This is a genomic window from uncultured Tateyamaria sp. (assembly GCF_947504105.1).
Lineage (GTDB): Bacteria > Pseudomonadota > Alphaproteobacteria > Rhodobacterales > Rhodobacteraceae > Tateyamaria.
On sequence record NZ_CANNGP010000052.1, the window covers coordinates 1 to 21,634 of the forward strand.

A 21,634-nucleotide genomic window follows, 5' to 3' on the forward strand; every position below is an offset into this window, starting at 1 on the left:
TTTTGCGCAAATCAAGGCCGCGCCCATCCTGGGCGCGGATCCTAGAGGAACACCAGATCCCCCGATTGCAGGTCCGACGCGGCCACGTCCTCCAACAGGGCACTGCCATCGATCCAGTCCAGCAAGAGACCCGCATCCGTGTCACGGATAAAGACCCGGTTCGCTTCGAACTGGACAATGTCCGTACCGGGTTGGAAATCCGTGATCACGCGGTCGCCTGACGTATCGGCGAATATGAACACGTCGGCCCCGGCCCCACCGGTCAACTGATCATCCCCCGCCCCGCTTTCCAACGTGTCGTTACCGGCCCCCCCCTGCACACTGTCCTGACCAAAGGCCCCACCCTGGTTCACGTCAACAAAGCGATCATTGCCGTTGCCCAGAAAGGCCTGATCCCGTCCTTTGCCGCCATAGACGACATCATTGCCATCCCCGGCATAGATCGTGTCGTCCTGATCTCCGCCCGCCAGGGTGTCGTTGCCCTTGCGCCCCTGCAGCAGATCATGCCCGGTGCCGCCATTCAGGTTTTCATCCCCGCCGCCGCCTTCCAGGCGGTCCCGGCCTGCACCGCCCCAGACCGTGTCATTGGCAATCCTGCCGGCCTGCGCATTGTCAAAGAACACGTCATTCCCGCCGCCAAGAAAAATCAGGTCGCGGCCGTTGCCACCCACCACGGTGTCATTGCCGTCGCCGCCATGGATCGTGTCGAACCCGTCGCCGCCAAACAGACGGTCGGCCCCGGTTCCTCCATCAAGACTATCATTCCCGGCATGGCCCTGGACCATGTCATTGCCCTGCCCCGCCACGACCGTGTCATGGCCTGCATCCGACAGAATGGTGTCATTGCCTGCTGTGCCGTCACGGCTGATGTCATTGCCCTGGCCAAGGCGGATCCAGTCATTGCCGTTGCCACCGATCACCACGTCATTGCCCTGCCCACTGTGCAGCCGGTCGCTGCCGTCGCCGCCACGCAAGGTATCATTGCCCTCGAAGCCGGTGATGCTGTCGTTGCTGGACAGGCCTTGGATATCGTCAGCATCGGGCGTACCCTCCAGCACATCCGCCGCGTTTGATCCCACCACTTCGTTCGGCACCACCAGCAAGGGGCGATCCGGCCCCAGCACGATGCGGGCCCGGACCTCTTCGACCGTCAGGGGGACGCCATCATTGGGGCGGACGTCCAGGTCTTCTCCGCGCCATGTGATGCGCACACCAGGCCCGTTCATACGTATGTTCAGCTGCGCAGGATCATAGAAGAACGGCAGGCTGCCCAGATCGATCCAGTCCTGCGTCGGATCAAAGCTTTCGATGCGGTCCCGCAAGCCGTCGGCGACCATCACGAACAGATCCGCCCCGGCCCCGCCATCCAACGTGTCCTGCCCCTGCCCGTCCTGCAGGATGTCATCGCCATCGCCGCCGTTCAGGCGGTCCCGACCCTCCTGCCCGACAAGAACATCGTCCTGCCCTGTCCCGGTCGTGACACCGCCCTGTGCCGGGGCCAAGCGCGTCTCGCCCTGCCCGGCCACGGAAAAGGTGAAGTGGGTCACACCCGCCGCCCCCTGGGACGCGGCAAAGACCTGCACCTCCTGCCCCACCTGAACCATTTCCAGCGCCGAGACATTGGTCAGGCCCGTGTTCTGCTGGTCGGCCAGGCTGGACAGGTGCTGCACCCGTCCACCGGGCAGCAATACGAACAGGCTCAACCCATCATCCCCGCCCCCGGCCACGACATAGACCCGGTCATCGACCGCGAGCGTCGCCATCGCCTGCACCGTCCCGAACCGGGTGTCGAGCGTATCGATCACATGATCCACTGCCACCAGCTGCCCGGTGTCCGTCAGCCGCAGAACACTGAGCGCGCCCATCTGCCCCTGATCGGCAGACGAGGCGACCACGGCGAATGTCTGCCCGCCCGTCTGCACCAGTTCGACCTGCGTGATGCTGTCCAGGATCCCCAACCCCTGCGCCACGCCAATGGTGTCCTGTACGGTCAAAGCCCCTGTGTTAGGATCTGCAACATAGCTGGTCAGGGCCTTTTCTTCCCGGCTTGCCGCAATCACGAAATCCTGCCCGTTCAAACGCACACCGGACAGAGCCGACAGATCGCTTGCATGGGTGGTGTTCGTGTCCTGCACCATACCGGTTTGCGTCAGGCCCCCATTGTCCCCCACCCGGTAGACACCAAAGCCCGTGCCGCCCTCGCCGGCCAGATACAGAAATCCCGCATCCGAGACATGACAGGCCGCCACACCACCCGCACCGGGGGACGGCGCCGAAATCCCGACAGGGCCACCGATGGCCCCGTTCGCTTCGACAGCATAGGCCAGGTATCCGTTCGACCCCGGATCGCTAACGATCAGAGAGGTCTGGTTGTCGATCTCGATGGCATCAAGGCGTCCGGTGATCTGCAGGGACTGGCCCGCGGTGTAGTACTGGCTGTCGATCAGCGACAGGCCCTGCCCTTCGGCCACGCGGTAACTGACAAGCCCCCCCGAACCGCCCGTACCCACAAAAAGCGCGCCCGAGTCAGCGTCGTAATGCAAGGCGCGGATGTCCACATCCAGGCGGTCATCATTGCCCGCACTCCACCCCCGCAAAACCAGCTCGCGCATCTTGGCCGCCATCCCTCGTCAAACCCGAGAGGCAATAAGCACCAGCAATGCGGTGGAACGGTGGGTACGCACAGGACGAAACCGTGGCAAACCCGGAAAATTCAGAAGATCAGGTTAACCCTGACATTACCGAGATTTAATCTAAGGCATTGATTTATAATTATTTTATATACCGTCTTCATGAATTCAGGAACCCCGCAGATCTTAATATCTGACAGGAAAGAAGGCAGGAACCGGGGCAATCTGCTCCCGTCAGGACAGAAGCGACTGGTGCTGTTCGATCGCCTCTTCCAGGTCGTCGAAATAGGTCACTTTGCCATTCTCCAGCACGATCCCAGCATCGCAGAATTGCCGGACCTGCCCCATCTCGTGACTGACCAGAACGGCCGAGGATACCTTCATCCGCTCTTGAAACACCGCCCGGCTCTTGCGTTTGAAGGCGGCATCGCCCACGGCCGTGACCTCGTCCACCAGGTAGGTATCGAAATGGATGCCCATCGACGTGCCAAAGGTCAGCCGCCCGCGCATACCCTGCGAATAGCTGCGCACGGGCATGTGGAAATGTTTCCCCAGCTCGGCGAAATCCTCGACAAACGCGATCAGCGCATCGGTATCGACACCGTACACCCGCGCGATGAAGCGCACGTTCTGCGCGCCGGTCAGTTCGCGGTGAAACGAGGCGCCAAACCCCACGGGCCACGAGACCGTGCCATCGCTGATCACCCGGCCGGTGTCGGGTTTCTGCAGGCCCGCGATGATGTCCATGAGGGTCGACTTGCCCGCCCCGTTGCGGCCCAGAAGGGCCAGCGACCGGCCGCTGGGCAGCTCGATATCGACATTGTCGATCACCACCTTGCGCTGACCACGCACCCAAAAGCTCTTGGACAGGTTTTCCAGTCGGATCACGGGCCCGCCTCTCCCCTACTGCGCTAGCTGCGGTCCCGGATGGAATAATAAACCAGCGCCATGACGGCCCAGGCCAGGACAAGGAACAAGGCAATCAGACCGATCAGGACAAAGCGCTGCGGAAACTCGGCATCCTGCGCCCGCGTCGGGCTGACATAGGTGGCAAGGTACCGGCTCTGACGGGAGGCATTGGCGCGGGCCACGTCCAGCGCCGTCAGCGCCGCACGATAGGTTTCCTCGGCCACTTCCCGGTCCACTGTCAGGCTTTCGAACTCGGTGATCAGGGTTGGATAATCCTCGCCCACGGCCCCGATTTCACCGCTATCGCTGGCAAAGGCCTCGCGTTCAGCGGCAATGCGGTCGCGGATCACATTAATGCGGCGCTGCCCCTGGATGATCCGCAGATCCGTTTCACTGGTGATCGTGGCCAACAACAGATCCTGTTCGACCAGCGCCTCTGCCAACTGCTGCTGCAGGTTGTTCATGACGCCCATGCGGCCCTGGATATCGGATTCCGGGTCCACGATCTGTGTACGGGTGCGGAACCTGGTCAGGGCCTCGCGCGCCTCCTTGAGGCGTGCAATGGCAACCTGCAGCTCTTCATTGGCATAGCGCATCGCGTCCGTGCGGGCCTGGGCGTTCAGATCATTGATCCGGACCTGGCTTTCATTGACGATCAGCTGCGCGATGGCCGTGGCCATGTCCGGATCAAAGGCCAGCACCTGCACGTCGATCAGACCCGAGCCCTCGTCAAACGAAATGCGCACCACGCGCTCCCAGTACCACAGCAGGTCCTCGATGGACGCATCCGGCCATAGCGAAAACACGGGGTCATTGCCCCAATGCTGGGCGTAATGGGCGCGCAGGTCGACCTCTGCGTCGATGGCCTCGACGATCTCCTGGCTCTGGATGAACTCGTTCAGCACATTGCCATCCGAGCTCGTGTTCGTGCCTGCAAACTGCGCCAGTCCCCCCAGAATATCGGTGGCGCCACCGGATTCCTCGCTGCGCACCGTGAACCCGGTGATCGAGCCGAACTGATCCTCTGCAATCGCGAACAGGTAATAGGCCGCCACCACCAGGGGAAGCAGCACGAGCAGCAAAAAGGAAAACAGCAGCCCCCAGTGACGCCGACGCATGCCGGCGGGCTCTGCAATGGGGCGCACGTTGACAACTGCGGGCTGCGGCGGACGGCGGTTCGATCCCTTGCCGCCCCCCTGGCCCGGTCCCTTGCCGGGGCCGGCACCTTGGTCGTTGCCGTCATTCAGGCGCGCCTGCGGCTCATGAGTCTCTTCCCGCGCGGGCTGCTCGTGAAGCACAGGGGTGATCCCTGATCCGGATCGCAGGCGGCGAGGCGCCGCTTTTTTTTGGTTTGTCAAAGCGTTGTACCGGTATCGTGCGGTTTGATATTATCACCTTAAGCCTTCATAGTCCTTGCGGAAACCGCAGTCACGGGAAATTGGCCGATGTCGTCACCAGATACGCACGCAGGCACGAATCCGCACAGCGCGGGACATATTCCAGCAGCACTGCCGACGCGGTGGAAACGATCCCCTCCACGGACAATCGTTGCACTGATGCTGCGCGAGATGGCAACACGCTACGGGGCCTCCCCCGGCGGGTATGCCTGGGCGGTCCTCGAACCGCTGGGCACACTTTTCGTGCTGTCTCTGGCCTTCTCCCTCTTGCTGCGCAACCCGTCCCTCGGGGAAAGCTTCATCCTGTTCTACGCAACTGCCTTCTTGCCGTTCAACATGTTCAACGGGATCGCCACCGCGATGACAAACGCGATGATGTTCTCCAAAGCGTTGTTGAAATATCCGGCGGTCAGCTGGATGGACGCGCTTCTGGCCCGGTTCTTCCTGAATGCACTCACGATGATGCTGGTCAGTTACATCCTTTTGGTGTCCATCATGTGGTTCACCGGCACCCGCACCGTGGTCGACATGCCCCCTGTCATCACGGCCTTTGCCCTGGCCCTGGCCCTGGCCTTCGGGATCGGTACGTTCAATTGCGCGATCAGGGGCCTTTTTCCGGTCTATGCCACGATCTGGGGGATCGTGACGCGCCCGCTCATGATTGCATCGGCCGCGCTGTATATCATGGAAGACCTGCCGAAATTTGCCCAGGACGTCCTGTGGTACAATCCTCTGGTCCATATCACGGGACTGTCGCGGGTCGGGTTCTACCCGATCTATACGCCGGATTACATCAACCCTGTCTATGCGCTGGCCTGCGCCCTGATCCCGATGGTCATTGGCCTACTGCTCCTGCGGCAGCACCACCTAGCGATCCTCAACCGCTGAGGGCTCGGACAAGGTCAGGATACGCGCATGGGGCACCGTCTTGACCCGGCGCAGACCATGCCAGATCGCCAGCCCCAGAAGACGCAGGAACGTGCCCTGCTCGCCCGTGTGATCCCGTGTGCGCAACAACCACTTGGGCAGAACCAGCAGCAGGATCGGCCAGAACCACAGACCCGCCGCCTGGCGGTAGACAATCAGCAGGTTACGGTGGTGATAATAGGTCTTCCACAGGGGCCGGAACCGGCGCGCGCCCGTCTGAAAAGTGGAAAAATCGTGTTCGAAGCGAATGCCTGGCCAAAAAGCCATCCGCCCCCCTGCCCGGCGCAAGCGCAACGTGTAATCCACGTCGTCGCCATAGATATACAGCCCCGGATCGGGATAACCCGTGCGCGCCACCGCATTGCGGGACAGAAACAGCCCTACGAAAGACGCCCCGTCCATGGCCTTGGGTGTATCGCCCTCGTAATCGGCCTGCACCACGTGAAAGGCATCGCGCGAGCGGCCCAGCAGCCCCAGACTGAAGACCCCGAGAGCGGTGCCGAAAAACACGCGGGGGTGCCAGAACGGGTTGCGCCAGGGCCGGTTGATGTCGCAGATCGCACCGCCAGGGAAATAGACAGCCGCCGCCACGGCGTCCCATCCAGCCAGGTCCGCCGCATGAAAGGCCGCCAGCGCGCCGGGCTCCGGGCGCCCGTCATCGTCGCTCAGCACCAGCCAGTCAGGATCAAACCGGTCCACTGCGAAACGCATGCCTGCCTCAAACCCCCCTGCCCCGCCGCGGTTCTCGGGCAACCGTTCGACCACCAGGCGCGGGTCGTCCTGTGCCGCCAGCCACTGGGCCGTGCCATCGGTGCTGGCATTGTCGATCACCACGATCCGCTCAAGATGGGCGGGCGGGCTGCTGAGGAACCGCGCCAGCGTATCCTGCAACTTGTCGAGGCGGTTATAGGTCACCACCACCGCAACCAGCCGCCGCGGCGCGGCTTCCGGTATCTCTGAAACGGCAGAACGGGGCAGAACCATGGCCAACCTTGCACAAGCGAACAGCGTTGCCGCCAGAACCCACAAATCCGTGTCCCTGTCAAACACCTGCCTTGGATCAATTCCCCGTTTGACGCTTTCCCGCCGGATGTTAGACGACATACGGGGGTCCACTGGACGGACATAAAGAGGCCAACCATGCAGATAGAACCTACAATCCTGGACGGTGTGGTGATCCTCACCCCCGCCCGGTTCGGGGATGCGCGGGGCTTTTTCTCGGAAAGCTGGAACCGGGACCGGATGACACAGGCCGGGCTGGATTTCGATTTCGTGCAGGACAATCATTCGATGTCGGCCCAGGCCGGCACCATCCGCGGCCTGCACTTCCAGGCCCCGCCCCATGCGCAGGCCAAGCTGGTGCGTTGCGGGCGCGGGGCACTTTTTGATGTGGCGGTGGACATCCGCAAAGGGTCCCCCACCTATGGCCACTGGATCGGGGTCGAGTTGAGCTTTGAGAACGGAATACAACTGCTGATCCCGGCAGGCTTTGCCCATGGCTTTGTCACCCGCGCGCCCGATACCGAGATCTGTTATAAATGCGACGCCTATTACGCGCCCGACGCGGACGGGGCGCTGCGCTGGGACAGTTGTGGCATCGACTGGGAATTCGACGGCACACCGATCCTGTCGGACAAGGACGCCGCTGCCCCCGCCCTCGCTGATTTCGACAGCCCCTTTGTCTGGGAAGGACCGAACCCATGAAAATCCTTGTCACCGGCGGGGCCGGCTTCATCGGGTCCGCCGTCGTGCGCCAGGCCGTGGCCGCAGGGCATGACGTGGTCAATGTTGATGCGCTGACCTATGCCGCCTGCCTCGACAACGTGGCCATGGTGGCGGATGCGCCCGGTTATGCCTTTGTAGAGGCTGATATTCGCGATGCGAACGCCATGACCGCCGCTTTCGCAGCGCACACGCCCGATGCGGTCATGCATCTGGCCGCCGAAAGCCATGTGGACCGTTCCATCGACGGCCCGGGCGCCTTTATCGACACCAATGTGATGGGCACCTACACCCTGCTGCAAGCCGCCCGTAGCCATTGGGAAGCGCAGGGCCGCCCCGACAGCTTCCGCTTCCATCACATCTCGACCGACGAGGTCTATGGCACGCTGGGTGCCACCGGCCAGTTCACCGAGGACACCGCCTATGACCCCCGCTCGCCCTACTCGGCCTCCAAGGCCGCCAGCGACCATCTTGTGCGGGCCTGGGGCGAAACCTATGGCCTGCCCATCGTGCTGACCAACTGTTCGAACAATTACGGGCCCTATCACTTCCCCGAAAAGCTGATCCCGGTGGTGATCCTGAACGCGCTGGCGGGCAAGCCGATCCCGGTCTACGGGGCTGGCGAGAACGTGCGCGACTGGCTGTATGTCGAGGATCACGCCGATGCGCTGCTGACCGTGCTGACACGCGGGCAGCTGGGCCGATCCTACAATATCGGGGGCGAAAACGAGGCTCGCAATATCGACCTGGTGCGCATGATCTGCGCTATCCTCGACCGGATGCAGCCGGGCGACACGCCCTATGCCGACCTGATCACCTTCGTGACGGACCGGCCCGGCCACGATCTGCGCTATGCGATCGATCCCACGCGGATGCAGCAGGAACTGGGCTGGCGGCCCTCGGTCACGCTGGAACAGGGGCTGGAGAAGACCGTGCGCTGGTATCTCGACAACGAAGACTGGTGGCGCGCACTGCAGAACCGCGACGGGGTTGGGGAGCGTCTGGGCGTGGCAGCAGGCGGGGCAGGGGCGTGACGATCCTAGTCTTCGGCCAGACAGGGCAGGTTGCCACCGAATTGCAGCGTCAGGCGGCAGTCACGGCGCTGGCGCGCGCGCAGGCGGACCTGACGGACCCGGAAAGCTGCGCCGCCGCCATCCGCGCCCATGCCCCGCGCGCGGTCATCAATGCGGCCGCCTACACGGCCGTGGACAAGGCCGAGGATGAACCGGATCTCGCCCATGCGGTCAACGGCACGGCCCCCGGCGCGATGGCGCAGGCCTGCGCCGATCTGGGTATCCCGTTCCTGCATGTATCGACGGATTACGTCTTTGACGGCACAGGTACGGCCCCTTGGCAGACCGACGACGCAACGAGGCCGCTAGGGGTCTATGGCGCGTCGAAACTGGCAGGCGAACAGGCCGTGCAGGCGGCGGACGGCACATATGCCATCCTGCGCACCTCCTGGGTTTTTTCGGCCCACGGGGCGAATTTCATCAAGACAATGCTGCGCCTGAGCGAGACCCGCAATGCGCTGAACGTGGTGGCCGATCAGATCGGCGGGCCGACACCGGCAGCCGACATCGCCGCGACCCTGCTGCACATGGCGGACGCCATGACAGAGGGGCAGGGCGGCGGTATCTACCATTATGCAGGCCGCCCTGATACCAGTTGGGCATGTTTCGCGCGCGAAACATTTGCCCAAGCCGGTCGCACGGTCACGGTGACGGACATTCCGACCACGGATTACCCCACGCCAGCACAGCGCCCCCTGAATTCGAGACTGAATTGCACTTTATTAGAGACTGATTTTGGCATCCCGCGCCCGGATTGGGCCGCCGGTCTGCACAACGTATTAAAGGAGCTTGGACATGACTGACCGCAAGGGGATTATTCTGGCAGGGGGATCAGGCACCCGGCTGTATCCCATCACGATGGGCGTGTCGAAACAGCTTCTGCCGCTCTATGACAAGCCTATGGTGTTCTATCCGCTCAGTGTGCTGATGCTGGGAGGCATCCGCGAGATCGCGATCATCACGACACCGCAAGATCAGGACCAGTTCCAGCGGCTCTTGGGCGATGGCAGCCAGTGGGGCCTGTCCTTCACCTATATCGAACAACCCAGCCCCGACGGGCTGGCGCAGGCCTATCTTCTGGCCGAGGATTTCCTTGCTGGCGCGCCCTCGGCCATGGTGCTGGGCGACAACATCTTTTTCGGACATGGATTGCCGGAACAGCTGGCTGCGGCCGATGCGCGGGCCACGGGCGGCACCGTCTTTGGCTACCGTGTGGCCGATCCCGAACGTTACGGGGTGGTGGATTTCGCGCCCGACGGCACGGTCAAGACGATCATCGAAAAGCCCAAGGTACCGCCGTCGAACTATGCGGTGACGGGGCTCTATTTCCTCGATGGATTTGCCCCGGACCGCGCCCGCACCATCCAGCCTTCGGACCGGGGAGAACTGGAGATCACCTCGCTGCTTGAGACCTATCTGGATGATGGTGCCCTGCATGTGGAGCAGATGGGGCGGGGCTATGCCTGGCTTGATACAGGCACGCACGCATCCCTGCTGGATGCGGGGAATTTCGTGCGCACGCTCAGCGAACGGCAGGGGCTGCAGGTGGGATCCCCCGAAGAGATCGCCCATATGGCCGGGTGGATCGACGATGCACAGCTGGAGGCGCGCGCAGAGATATTTGCCAAGACCGATTATGGCCGATACTTGCGTGCGCTGCTGCAATAACAGACCCTAACAAAGGGATAATGGCCAGGATCAGAGCTCTTTTTCTGCCAGCCAGTCGCGTAAAGCGGCGGTGAAACCGGCATCGACACCAGTGCCCGACAGGGTCAGCCGCCCGTTGCCATGATCAGTGATCTGCACGCCATCAGGCAGGGCAGGTTTGGACGCACGAGCAGGAACCTTGGCCGTGGCGCCATTGTCTGCCGCCCGGTCGCAATAGACCATCAACCGGGCCTGTTCCTCGGCCACGTCTGCGGGGGGATGTTTCAGCCAGTCATCGGCAATCACCTGCCCGAGCCCACCATGTATCTCAAGCGTCTTGGCCAGCTTCAGCCCGGCCCGTTCGCCCAGAGCCTGCGGAAAGCGCAGGGCGTCGCCCACGGATCGGACCACCCCCACGAAACTGCCGATCTTGGACCGCTTGGCGCGCGAGGCGGCGGCAAAAAGCGTGCGCAGGGCGGTGCGGTCACTGTCGAACACGCCCTGATCCACGGTTTCGGCCACAACGCGGGCGCGCTCGAAATAGCTAAGACCGACACGGATCTCGTTTTCCTCGATCATCGCCACATAGGCTTCGGGCGCATCCGCGATGGGGCGCAGCAGCGCCAGGACTGTGTCGAATTGCGGATCCCCCGTTTCGTCGCACAACGCTTGCAGCGCGGTGCAGCGCCGCCAGCCCGACACCAGACCGTAGCGCCCGCCCTCCAACTCGACCACATCGATAGGTGTCTGCTGACCGCGGGCGCGCAAGCTTTGCTTCAGGGCCTCCATCTCGTCCGCGTCGGCGGTCAGGCGGTCGCGGGTGATGTGGTCGATCTGGATTGCGTCCAGCGGCAGGGACTGGATCATGCGTCCTTCGGTGCGCGCGCGGGCGAGGGTATCTGTCACCTCTTCCAATGCGGCAGTGCGCGCGGCGTCCTGGGCCACGCCGGCAATGGGCGCACGGGACCGCAGCGCCTGGGCCGGGATCTTGCCCACGGGGGCTTCGGAAATGCCGCCTTCGGGCAGGGTGCCCAAGGGGCTCAGACGTTTGCGTTTGGCCATGGTCCTGTCTCCTTGTCTGTGTGGGGCCAATCTGCGAGGCAGCCCCTTGCCGCTTTGTCAACGCAGCGTGCGGTGGGCTGCCCATAACACCACCCGGCTAAAATGTTTCGCGCGCGAAACATCACGCCACCTCTTCGGCATCGCGACGCCAACTGCCCACCAGCAGCGCCTTGAACGCGGCATAGGTGGCATCGAAGGTCTCGCGCCCACGGGCATAGGTCTCGCGGTTGAAATCCCGGTAATCGGCCTCGTAGATACCGCGCACCTGTTCCCCCGCCTGCCCGATCAACGCAGTAAAGTCCTGCCGGTGCGGCGACAGGACGGGCCCCAGATAACTTTGCATCAGGGCTGCCAGTTCCGCCTGTTGCGAGGCATCGAACCGGGTGATGACCAGCCGCACCGCATCCCATTCGAACCGCAACTCGTCCCGGCCCAGAGCGCGGGCGGCAAGGTTCTCGGCCTCTTCGATGGATGAAAACGTGGCATGCAGCATGTCAAAGAAGCGCCCCGTGCTGTCAAACTCCAGAAAAGACGCGCCAAGGGGCACCAGCAGGATGTCGGCGGCCGATAGGCCGTTGATCGTGAGATATCCGAGGGCAGGGGGCGTATCGATAAAGATGACATCATAGGCATCAAGGAGACCGTCCGCGTCCAGCGTGTCCGTCAGCGCATCCCACAGTTTCCAGCCGCGCCCGGCCATGCGCCACACGGGCACCTGGAACTCGGCCCAGTAAAGGTTCAGCTGCGCGCCGATCAGGTCGATATTGGGCCAGTGTGTCTTTTGCACGAGGTCTGGCGCCCGCACGGTCAGCGCCTCGGTCAGCGTGTCGTCGAGGGGTTGGGGCGCCTCGCCCTGGGTCGCGCGGCGCTGGTTGTCAGCGCGCAGATGTTCGGCGTAATGCCGGGCCATCAGAGGAAAGACGGTGTCCCATTCATCCTCGACCGTGCCGCCGAAGATCGAGGTCATGGACCCTTGGGAATCGAGGTCGATCACTAGCACCCGGTAGCCATCAAGGGCTGCCGACATCGCCAGATGGGCCGCCGTGCTGGTCTTGCCCACACCGCCCTTGAAATTGGCGACAGCCACCATTTTGGCACGGGCCCCGTCGGGCTTGTAGGGCAGGTATTCCTTGGACTTCGATCCCTCCTGTCCGAAATGGGCACGCAGGCGCAGCACTTCATCGAGGGTGAACCACTTGGCGCCGCCCTCAGTTTCGGACCGGCCCTGGGGCAGGGCAGGGTTCTGTTTCAGCACGCGGCGGAAATGGCCCTGGGCCACGGGGATCAGGTAGCGGCAGATTTCCCAGGTGGAGAACAGGCGCAGCTGACGCGCATCGCTGTTCTGCAACCCATGTTGTTTGAGGTTCTCGCGTCCCGCGGTACAGGCCTGTGCTACCGTATCGAACCGGTCTGTGGTCGCCGGGTCGCCAAGGATGCGCAGCGCCTCGTCCGGGTCTATATTGAAATAGGGGGGAAGGGGCGTGCCCCGGCCTGGTTTCATCTGCTCTTGCCTTGATGTGCGTTGTTTTTGGCAGAATACCCAAAAACGCAACACATGAAAGAAAAACCGTGCCTTCCATTCCCTTTTCTCAGCAAAATCCCATGGTTTCCAAGGGCTATGGGGCCTGCATTGGATGTGCTGAACCACTTTGAGCTGTTATTTATGTGTTAGTTATACGTTACGGATCTGAGGCGATCTTCAAAAATACTGCAAGATCATTGCCTTGCGTGCATAATTTTGAGCCTGGGTGACTCTGATACCCCGAATACCCGACTCTGATCCCACGCCAGGGCGACTCTGAACCCCCGCTGCAGGGGCGGGCCTTGCTGGACGCAGCCTGTGGATATCTTTAGGGTCGGTGTCACTGAAACCCCGATCGTGGAATCGGGGATATTGAACAAGGGGCCCGGGCAGGGCGCGCAAGATCAACAGAGGCCGCGGTATCGTGGCCCGGAGCGGACAGGACCCGTCATGGCAACAGACGCGGCGGCAGGGGGGCTCTTGCCCGACAGGCATCTCACGGCGGATTTTTTCGTCTGTGACCTTTTCGGAGCGGCGCCCAAGGATGACCTGGGCACGATGGAACATCCGATCTTTTCGCTGTCCACGAGACCCGACCGGCGCATCCTGTCCTATGCCCATAACGATACGCGGGTCGAGGTGATCCCGAGCGTCAAGGGCCGGGCCACCATCCACGACAAGGACATCCTGATCTATTGCATCAGCCAGTTGATGGCGGGGCTGAATGCAGGCCAGGCGGTCAGCCGGGTGCTGCATCTGCGCGCCCATGACCTGCTGGTGGCAACCAACCGTGACACCTCGGGCGACGGGTACCAACGCCTGCGCGACGCGTTCGAGCGGCTGGCGGGCACGCGCATCACCACCAATATCGAAACCGGCGGCACCGAGACGACGCGCGGCTTTGGCCTGATCGAAAGCTGGGAGATCGTGCGCCGGTCGCGGGCAGGGCGCATGATCAGCGTGACGGTCACCTTGAGCGAGTGGATCTTTCGCGCGGTGCTGGCCAAGTCGGTGCTGACACTCAGCCGGGATTATTTTCGTTTGCGCAAGCCGCTGGAGCGTCGCGTCTATGAATTGGCGCGCAAGCATTGCGGGCGGCAGGCGGAATGGAAGATCGGCATTCCGACCCTGCACAAGAAGGCTGGCAGTGCCGCCCCCGTGCGGGTGTTCCGTGCCGCCATCCGTCGCATGATTGCCGAAGATCACCTGCCTGATTACAGCCTGCTCGAGGGGTCCGGTGATGTGCTGGTGGTCAGCCGCCGGGCCGAGGTGATCCTGCCGGGGTCCGCCGCGCCGCAGCCGGGACCGGACGCGCTGGACGCCGCCCGGGCACTGCTGCCGGGCGTGGATGTCTATGCGCTGGTGGCCGAGTGGCAGGGCGTGTGGGCCGGAGGGGGCCGGGCGCGCTTGCGGGATGCTGACCGGGCCTTTGTCGGCTGGGTCCGCAAGCGGGCTGCCGCACAATGAGGACATTGGGGGCAGGGGGTCCGGAGGGACGGGTCACGTCTCCACTGATTTCGCTGGTCGTGCCTGTCTACAACGTGGCAGATCACGTCGGGGCCTGCATCGCGTCCCTGAAGGCGCAGACCCTGACGGATTTCGAAGTGATCGTGGTTGATGACGGATCGACCGATGACAGTGCCGTGCGGCTGCGGGCCGCGATTGACGGTGATCCGCGCTTTGTCGTTCTGCGCCAGACCAATGGCGGGCTGTCAGCGGCCCGCAACACCGGGTTGGAGCGGGCCCGCGCGCCCGTCATCGGCTTTGTCGACAGCGACGACCGGGTTGACCCCAACTACCTGTCCGCGATGTACGAGGTGCTGGAACAGACGGGCGCCGACTGGGTCAGCTGCGGAATCCTGTTCTGTGCCCCGGACACCGATCCGGTGCCCCACACTGGCGTGCATGATGCAGGTACGCTTGAGGGCACGGCACCGCCTGAACGCCATGACCTGACCCGCTGGACCGAGGTGGTCCGTCATTTCCCATCGGCCTGGAACAAACTTTATCGTGCGTCCCTGATTGACGGGCTGCGCTTTGACGAGGGCATGCTCTACGAGGATCACGCCTTTTACTGGCAGGCGGCGGCCCGCACCGATCACCTGGTGCGGTTGAACCGCCCTCTCTATCTGCAGACGCAGGGCCGCGCGGGGCAGATCACCGGCGATGCCTCGGATGCGGTGTTTCAGCAGTTTGACGTGCTGGACCGTCTGGCGGGGCTGGCTGAGGGGCTGGACCGGGCAGATGTGCCGCTGGCCCTGTGCCGCATTGCCACGCGCCTGAGTTTTGAACGGGTGGTGCCGCTGCGCGACCGTGCGCGGCGGGCGCGTTTCGTTGCCCGTGCGCAAGTCTGGATGGCGGAGCGGGGGATGGTGCCGGACCGGACCTTGTCGGTGCCTGTCTGGTGGGGCGATGTGTTGACGGGTGCAGTGCCTGTGAGCGTCGTGGTGCCCAGTGACGGGGCGCTGGCGCCGCTGGCCGAGACCTTGTCGAGCCTGGCAAACCAGACCCTGGCCGAGGCCGAGATCCTGGTGGTGCCGGACGGGGCACGGGTGGACGGGCAGGGCCGGGCGGATCTTTACGCCGCTGCCGCCGTGCATCCCGGTGTCTCTATCCTTGCGGGTGCGCGCGGGGTGCACGGGGCTCGCAACCGGGGACTGGACGCGGCCCAGGGGCGCTATGTCGTCTTTCTGGATGCGGGCGACCGGTTGCCGCCACGCGCTCTGGCCCAGTGGGCCGGGCGGTTGGGAGCGGCCGAGGCATCGGTGGGCTTTGCCCCGATGCGCATGGGGCCTGACGAGACCTGGCACCCCGGCCTGCACGACCGCAACGGGATCGCGCCCGACCGTCTGGAGGATGAGACCGGATTTGTCCCCACGCCGGAAGACGGGATCGAGATGCATGGCCATCCCTCCTCCAAGATGTTCGCGCGGGCGCTGCTGGACCGTCACGGGCTGCGCTTTGTCGCGGGGCCGCTGTCGTCGACCCTGTTCCTGCTGGCGGCCCTGGCGCAGGCCGACCGGGCCGCCTATCTGCGCGCGTTCCCGCCCTTCATTGCCACCCGCCCGGATTGCCGCACGCTGTGGCGGGCCCCGGAAGAGGCCGAAACCCTGTGGCAGGCCCTGCTGGGTCTGAACACTGTGCCCGCGCTGCCCCGGATCCCCCCGGCGCAGCAGGCCCGTCTGTGGGCCCGCATGGTCTGGGAAAAGATCAACTATGCCGATTTTCCCGACCCGGAGGCCCGGACGCGGTTCGAAGAGGAGGTGCGGGCCCTGTCCCCCAAGCTGGAAGGGTTGGGGCAGGCGCGGCTTGATCCCTTCATCGGGCCACGGGTGCGGGCCCAGTTGGGGCTGCCCAAGGGATAGGCGGTCTTCTGGCGGTCGGGCGCTGGTGGGCCCCGAAGCGCTTGACCCCTCACAGCCCCTGTGACACCCGCTGATCCAGAACCGCACCGAGACGGCCCCCCCGGACAGGACCAGGGCTGGCCGTCAAACAGGAGAGATGAGACGCGTGACACATGTTTTGGTGACCGGCGGCGCCGGATATATCGGCAGCCATGCCTGCAAGGCGCTCAAGGCTGCGGGCTACACGCCCGTCACTTTCGACAATCTGGTCACGGGCTGGCAGGACGCGGTGAAATTCGGACCGTTCGAACAGGGTGATCTGACGGACCGGGCCCGGCTGGATGCGGTCTTTGCCAAGTGGAAGCCAGCCGCGGTGATGCACTTTGCCGCCCTCAGCCAGGTGGGCGAGGCCATGGCCGAGCCGGGCCGCTACTGGCGCAACAATGTCGAGGGGTCGCTGACCCTGATCGAGGCGGCGGTGGCCGCAGGCTGCATGCACTTCGTCTTTTCCTCGACCTGTGCGACCTATGGCGAGCATGACAACGTGGTGCTGGACGAACAGACCCCGCAGGAGCCGCTGAACGCCTATGGCGCGTCGAAACGCGCGGTGGAAAACATCCTGCGCGATTTCGAAGCGGCCTACGGCCTCAACCACGTGATCTTTCGCTATTTCAACGTGGCGGGGGCAGACCCCGAGGGCGAGGTGGGTGAACATCACCGCCCCGAAACCCACCTGATCCCGGTCATGCTGGAGGCCATCGACGGCACCCGCGACGCGCTGACCATCCATGGCACCGATTACGACACGCCCGACGGCACCTGCATCCGCGATTACGTCCATGTCTGCGATCTGGTCGACGCCCATGTGCTGGGCCTGAAATGGCTGGAAGAGGGCAAGGGCAGCGAAGTGTTCAACCTTGGCACCGGCGACGGGTTTTCCGTGCGCGAGGTCATCGACGCGTCGCGCGCTGTCACCAACAAGGACGTGCCGCATGCGCACGGGCCGCGGCGCGCAGGCGACGCCACGAAACTGGTGTCGGGATCGTCCCGGGCTGCCAGTGATCTGGGCTGGTCTCCGGACCGGTCGAACATGCGCCAGATGATCAAGGACGCGTGGAACTGGCACCAGAACGGGGCTTATGAAAAATAGACCTGTAATCTAGATTATGTAAATTATAAATTTCTCAGCGTACCGCCTGGACTAACTATGTGAGGCGCTAAAAATCAGAAGGTGCCTGGCGTGACATATGATGTACAGCCATAATCACAACGGTTTTCTCGTTATCCTGGTCAATGATCTGATACGCTAGATAATGCCGATACCAGTTACGGTGGTTGTTCCGAAGGGGTCGTTTCCGTAAAGTAAGGTGAGCGGTTCTTCAATAACCCCTCACCTAAATTGAACCGCCGGGTGAGGACCCGGCACATCTCAGCAGGCGGTTGATATCAGAAAAGACCGTCTTGTGTAAAGAGGAACACGAAATGTTTAATAAAAACAGAATTCGTAACGACGGCCTTTTCGCACCGATTTGCTTCGGTGGAGGCGGTGAAGGTGGCGGCGGCGGTGGCGATAATGACCGACAAGGGCGTGTTGATGTTGTTGACGGTCGCAATCCGAGTGGCGGTGTAAATACGGGTGTAGCGGGTACTCGCGGAAGCATAAGGGATGGGGAGCGCGCACCGGCAGGCGGGGTTGTCTCGGTTGACGGTAGGGCAGTGGCTGCGGGAGCGCTGGGAGGATCCAGAGGAGGAGTTCTCGGTGCTGTAGCGGGTGGGCTTATCGGTGGCATTGCAACCGCAGAAATAGAGAAATAATCCATAATATGTTTAGTTTGTGGATGCTTGGATATTTGCAAATATCCACAAACGCAACAAAAGGATAGATAATGTCCGTGCAATATTTGAATATCGTTATAATATTATTAGCTGCAGCAGGGGCTTATGGCGTTATCGTTCTATTTGAGACGTTTTCAAAGACTAGGAAACCGAACGTGCTAGTGTATATGACTGCAGGTTTAACATCGGCGATTTTGGTTAAAGCACTAGATAATTTTTTCTTTTGAACATTGTTTCTTGTCACATTATTGGTGAATTAACAGAAATGTTTTTTGTCTTTAAAGCTTCGCGCTTTTAACCTGATCCATACCCTGCCTTGCAAAAGTAGTTCCAGTATTCTCTTGGGGTAAATAGGTCGCAGACTTCGGCCAATCCATCGAACATTTGATCGAACATCCTAGCACCGATCCGCCGAAGATGACCTTTCTTGATGGCGCGATGGGGTTCGATGCCTTTCAACGTTGTGACGGGCTCGTTTATCTATCGGGCAGGACGTGCCGTACAGGGTAAAGAGTAAACTATCATAATTATAGTTATGTAAAATTAATGACTATCATTCACAGGATGTGAAGGTTCCGCAAAAAAAAGCAGACCCTCATCCATACTGCGGGGAATGGAAAGTTTTTCAAGTTCTTAGATCAGGTGGAAGAGCGAGAAAGGACCCGTTAACCTTTTTTGACCGCGTATCCTTTCTCGCGATGTAAACTCTTGAGAAATTCGGATGCCCAGTTTTCAAGCTGGGCGGTCACATTCCTTGTTGGATTGATCGATTTTGCAGCTTTAAGGTCGTCTAGAGCTGCGTATACCATAGCTTCATCCTTGTCACGTTCCGCAAGGCTAAGGCGGATCGCTGCACGCCGTTCAAAGTAGCTAGAACGCGGACGGTCCGCTGTCAGTTCTATCGCCCTGTCGATATCTTCTAGCGCACGTTCCGGAGTGTTTCGATCTATCTGGTTCAGGATTGCACGATTTCCAAATGCCGAGGATATATCTAAATCCGCGTCGATGACGAAAGTGAAATCACGATAAGCTTGTGCACGATGCGCTTGGATCGTGCCATTTTCACTCAAGTATCAACCTCCCGAATTTCCGAGATTGGATGATACGGGAACGTGGCTGGATTATGGCAGCGTGCGAATGTCGTCTGCCTCCGCCCGGCGGGTCAGTTCGCCCCGAAAAGATCCCGGGTAAAGACCTTGTTCTGCACGTCCAATAGCTCGTCGGTGTTGCGGTTGGCTACGATCAGGTCGGAGGTCTGCTTGAAGGTATCGAGATCACGCACCACTTGCGAGCCAAAGAAGTCATCCTCTTCCATCACCGGCTCATAGACGATGACTTCGATCCCCTTGGCCTTGATCCGCTTCATGATCCCCTGAACCGAGCTTTGCCTGTAATTGTCCGACCCGGCCTTCATCACCAACCGGTAGATGCCCACGACCTGCGGGCCCCGGTCGATGATCTGCTCGGCCACGAAATCCTTGCGGGTGCGGTTGGCCTCGACAATGGCGTGGATCAGGTTCTGGGGCACGTCGGCATAATTGGCCAGAAGCTGCTTGGAATCCTTGGGCAGGCAATAGCCGCCATAGCCGAAAGACGGGTTGTTGTACTGGTGCCCCACCCGCGGGTCGAGGCAGACGCCCTCGATGATGTGGCGCGCATCAAGCCCGTTGGCCAGCGCGTAGCTGTCGAGCTCGTTGAAATAGGCCACGCGCATCGCAAGGAACGTGTTGGCAAAAAGCTTGATCGCTTCCGCCTCGGCCCCCTTGGTGAAAAGCGTGGGGATGTCCTGTGCCTCTGCCCCCTGCGCCAGCAGGCTGGCAAAGCGGTGGCCGCGCGGGCTGTCGTCGCCCACCACGATCCGGGACGGGTGGAGGTTGTCGTAAAGCGCGCGGCCCTCGCGCAGGAATTCGGGGCTGAAGATCACCTGGTCAGTGTCCAGCTCAGCCCGGATGCGGTCGGTAAAGCCCACCGGTATGGTCGACTTGATCACGATCAGGGCGTCCCGGTTGACGGCCATCACCTGGGCAATCACCGCCTCGACACTGGACGTGTCGAAGAAGTTCGTGTCGGGGTCATAGTTGGTGGGCGTGGCCACGATGACGAACTCGGCGTCTGCAAAGGCGGTGTTTGCATCCAGTGTCGCGGTCAGGTCCAGTGGCTTTTCCGCCAGGAACTGTTCTATCTCGGCATCGACAATCGGGCAGATCCGATTGTTCAGCATCGAGACCCGTTCGGAGTCCAGATCGACCGCAACGACGGTATTGTGCTGCGCCAGCAGGATGGCGTTTGACAGGCCCACATAGCCGATCCCGGCAATGGCGATTTTCGTCACGATAAGACACCTCAGGAGAATGCTTTGCCTGCCGTCCATATCTTATGCCCCGGCGACGAACCAACATTATTTCAGGCGAGTCCGGGCCCCTCGCGGGGCCGTGCACACAGGCCCCGTCCCATGCACGAGATCGGCATCAGGATGCAATTGCAGGTGACACTTGCAGTGTCCGGCGTTAGAGCGCTGCAGCGCCCCGCCTAAAGGACATGACGTGACCACCCGCCCCACCCCTTCTTCGCCGCCCCGCCGCGTTCTCGTGACGGGCACCGCCGGGTTCATCGGCTTTCATCTGGCTCGGCTTTTGCTGTCGGACGGGTTCGAGGTGCACGGCTATGACGGGATGACCGATTATTACGATGTTGCCCTCAAGCGCCAGCGCCATGCCCTGCTGTTGCAGGACGACGCCTTTGGCGCGACCGAGGGGATGCTGGAGGATCACGCCCTGTTCGATACGGTGGCCGACCGGTTCCAGCCCGACGTGATCGTGCATCTGGCCGGGCAAGCCGGGGTCCGCTACAGCCTTGAGAACCCGCGCGCCTATGTCGACGGCAACATCGTGGGCAGCTTCAACGTGATGGAGGCCGCCCGCCGCCTGAACGTGGACCATCTGCTGATGGCGTCCTCGTCCTCGGTCTATGGGGCCAATACCGAGATGCCCTTTGCCGAGACCGACAAGGCCGACACCCAGCTCACCATCTATGGCGCCACCAAGAAGGCCGGGGAAAGCATGGCCCATGCCTATGCCCATCTGTGGGGCCTGCCGACGACCCTGTTCCGCTTTTTCACCGTCTACGGGCCCTGGGGGCGTCCCGATCTGGCGTTTTTCAAATTTGCCGATGCGATCCTCGATGGACGGCCCATCGACATCTACAACCACGGCGACATGTCCCGCGATTTTACTTACGTGGACGATCTGGTCCGGGGCATCCGGCTTTTGATCGACACGGTGCCGCAGCGCCCTGCCCGTCCCGAGGACATTGCGCCGGGCGACTCGCTCAGTCCCGTGGCCCCGTACCGGATCGTCAATATCGGCAATTCCGACAAGGTGAAGCTTCTGGATTTCATTGATGCGCTTGAGGCCAGCCTGGACCGCAAGGCGATCCGGAATTACATGGATATGCAGCCCGGCGACCTGGCCGCCACCTGGGCCAATGCCGACCTGCTGCACCAGTTGACCGGATACCGCCCGCACACGGATGTGCGGACGGGGATTGATGCGTTTGTGCGCTGGTT

The 21,634-nt window shown here is 62.1% G+C and carries 18 protein-coding genes; 9 read left to right on the top strand and 9 right to left on the bottom strand.

Annotated elements, in window-relative coordinates; genetic code table 11:
- Window positions 1–41: 41 nt before the first annotated feature.
- From Q1A75_RS20655 to Q1A75_RS20665, 3 genes are all read right to left on the bottom strand, one after another.
- A complete protein-coding gene (locus Q1A75_RS20655; RefSeq protein WP_299555914.1) occupies window positions 42–2,612 on the bottom strand; it encodes a hypothetical protein in 2,571 nt (856 codons plus the stop codon).
- Between the two features lie 252 nt (window positions 2,613–2,864).
- Window positions 2,865–3,518, bottom strand: coding sequence for an ABC transporter ATP-binding protein (locus tag Q1A75_RS20660; protein ID WP_299555912.1), 654 nt, complete (start codon window positions 3,516–3,518; stop codon window positions 2,865–2,867).
- A 23-nt stretch (window positions 3,519–3,541) separates the two neighbouring features.
- Complete coding sequence (locus Q1A75_RS20665; protein WP_299555910.1) at window positions 3,542–4,837, bottom strand: sugar transporter; 1,296 nt, start codon at window positions 4,835–4,837, stop codon at window positions 3,542–3,544.
- Window positions 4,838–4,984: 147 nt separating this feature from the next.
- Between Q1A75_RS20665 and Q1A75_RS20670 the strand changes: the two genes are divergently transcribed.
- On the top strand, window positions 4,985–5,824 hold the full coding sequence (locus Q1A75_RS20670) for an ABC transporter permease (protein ID WP_299592795.1): 840 nt from the start codon (window positions 4,985–4,987) through the stop codon (window positions 5,822–5,824).
- Here Q1A75_RS20670 and Q1A75_RS20675 read toward each other — a convergent pair.
- Window positions 5,804–6,967 carry a glycosyltransferase gene (locus tag Q1A75_RS20675; protein ID WP_299555906.1) on the bottom strand — a complete coding sequence of 388 codons (1,164 nt, stop codon included), beginning with the start codon at window positions 6,965–6,967 and terminating at the stop codon, window positions 5,804–5,806. The genes Q1A75_RS20670 and Q1A75_RS20675 overlap by 21 nt on opposite strands.
- Window positions 6,968–7,003: 36 nt before the next feature.
- Between Q1A75_RS20675 and rfbC the strand changes: the two genes are divergently transcribed.
- The 4 genes from rfbC to rfbA are packed head-to-tail and all read left to right on the top strand — an operon-like array spanning window position 7,004 to window position 10,326.
- Window positions 7,004–7,567, top strand: a complete 564-nt coding sequence (gene rfbC, locus Q1A75_RS20680; protein ID WP_299555904.1) for a dTDP-4-dehydrorhamnose 3,5-epimerase — start codon at window positions 7,004–7,006, stop codon at window positions 7,565–7,567.
- Window positions 7,564–8,619 (top strand): dTDP-glucose 4,6-dehydratase, encoded by a 1,056-nt coding sequence (rfbB, locus tag Q1A75_RS20685; protein WP_299555902.1) that lies wholly within the window; start codon window positions 7,564–7,566, stop codon window positions 8,617–8,619. Before rfbC ends, rfbB begins: the two co-directional genes overlap by 4 nt.
- Window positions 8,616–9,461, top strand: a complete 846-nt coding sequence (gene rfbD / locus Q1A75_RS20690; protein ID WP_299555900.1) for a dTDP-4-dehydrorhamnose reductase — start codon at window positions 8,616–8,618, stop codon at window positions 9,459–9,461. Before rfbB ends, rfbD begins: the two co-directional genes overlap by 4 nt.
- Window positions 9,454–10,326: a glucose-1-phosphate thymidylyltransferase RfbA gene (rfbA, locus tag Q1A75_RS20695; RefSeq protein WP_299555899.1), complete on the top strand. Its 873-nt coding sequence runs from the start codon at window positions 9,454–9,456 to the stop codon at window positions 10,324–10,326. Before rfbD ends, rfbA begins: the two co-directional genes overlap by 8 nt.
- Before the next feature lie 30 nt (window positions 10,327–10,356).
- Here the strand turns inward: rfbA and Q1A75_RS20700 are convergent, their stop codons facing one another.
- Together Q1A75_RS20700 and Q1A75_RS20705 are read right to left on the bottom strand one after the other, a co-directional pair.
- A complete protein-coding gene (locus tag Q1A75_RS20700; protein ID WP_299555897.1) occupies window positions 10,357–11,367 on the bottom strand; it encodes a ParB N-terminal domain-containing protein in 1,011 nt (336 codons plus the stop codon).
- Window positions 11,368–11,488: 121 nt separating this feature from the next.
- Complete coding sequence (locus tag Q1A75_RS20705) at window positions 11,489–12,868, bottom strand: AAA family ATPase (RefSeq protein ID WP_299555895.1); 1,380 nt, start codon at window positions 12,866–12,868, stop codon at window positions 11,489–11,491.
- Window positions 12,869–13,339: 471 nt separating this feature from the next.
- Between Q1A75_RS20705 and Q1A75_RS20710 the strand changes: the two genes are divergently transcribed.
- From Q1A75_RS20710 to galE, 3 genes are all read left to right on the top strand, one after another.
- Window positions 13,340–14,356, top strand: coding sequence for a replication initiator protein A (locus tag Q1A75_RS20710; protein ID WP_299555893.1), 1,017 nt, complete (start codon window positions 13,340–13,342; stop codon window positions 14,354–14,356).
- Window positions 14,353–16,254, top strand: coding sequence for a glycosyltransferase (locus Q1A75_RS20715; RefSeq protein ID WP_299555891.1), 1,902 nt, complete (start codon window positions 14,353–14,355; stop codon window positions 16,252–16,254). Before Q1A75_RS20710 ends, Q1A75_RS20715 begins: the two co-directional genes overlap by 4 nt.
- A gap of 145 nt (window positions 16,255–16,399) precedes the next feature.
- Window positions 16,400–17,383 carry a UDP-glucose 4-epimerase GalE gene (gene galE / locus Q1A75_RS20720; protein WP_299555889.1) on the top strand — a complete coding sequence of 328 codons (984 nt, stop codon included), beginning with the start codon at window positions 16,400–16,402 and terminating at the stop codon, window positions 17,381–17,383.
- A 296-nt stretch (window positions 17,384–17,679) separates the two neighbouring features.
- Here galE and Q1A75_RS20725 read toward each other — a convergent pair whose 3' ends face one another.
- From Q1A75_RS20725 to Q1A75_RS20735, 3 genes are all read right to left on the bottom strand, one after another.
- Window positions 17,680–17,817 (bottom strand): hypothetical protein, encoded by a 138-nt coding sequence (locus tag Q1A75_RS20725; RefSeq protein ID WP_299555888.1) that lies wholly within the window; start codon window positions 17,815–17,817, stop codon window positions 17,680–17,682.
- A 917-nt stretch (window positions 17,818–18,734) separates the two neighbouring features.
- Window positions 18,735–19,139, bottom strand: a complete 405-nt coding sequence (locus Q1A75_RS20730; RefSeq protein ID WP_299555886.1) for a hypothetical protein — start codon at window positions 19,137–19,139, stop codon at window positions 18,735–18,737.
- 92 nt (window positions 19,140–19,231) lie between these two features.
- Window positions 19,232–20,440 carry a nucleotide sugar dehydrogenase gene (locus Q1A75_RS20735; protein ID WP_299555884.1) on the bottom strand — a complete coding sequence of 403 codons (1,209 nt, stop codon included), beginning with the start codon at window positions 20,438–20,440 and terminating at the stop codon, window positions 19,232–19,234.
- A gap of 172 nt (window positions 20,441–20,612) precedes the next feature.
- Here Q1A75_RS20735 and Q1A75_RS20740 point away from each other — a divergent pair.
- The coding region (locus Q1A75_RS20740; RefSeq protein ID WP_299592793.1) for an NAD-dependent epimerase/dehydratase family protein at window positions 20,613–21,634 on the top strand (1,022 nt) is incomplete at its 3' end.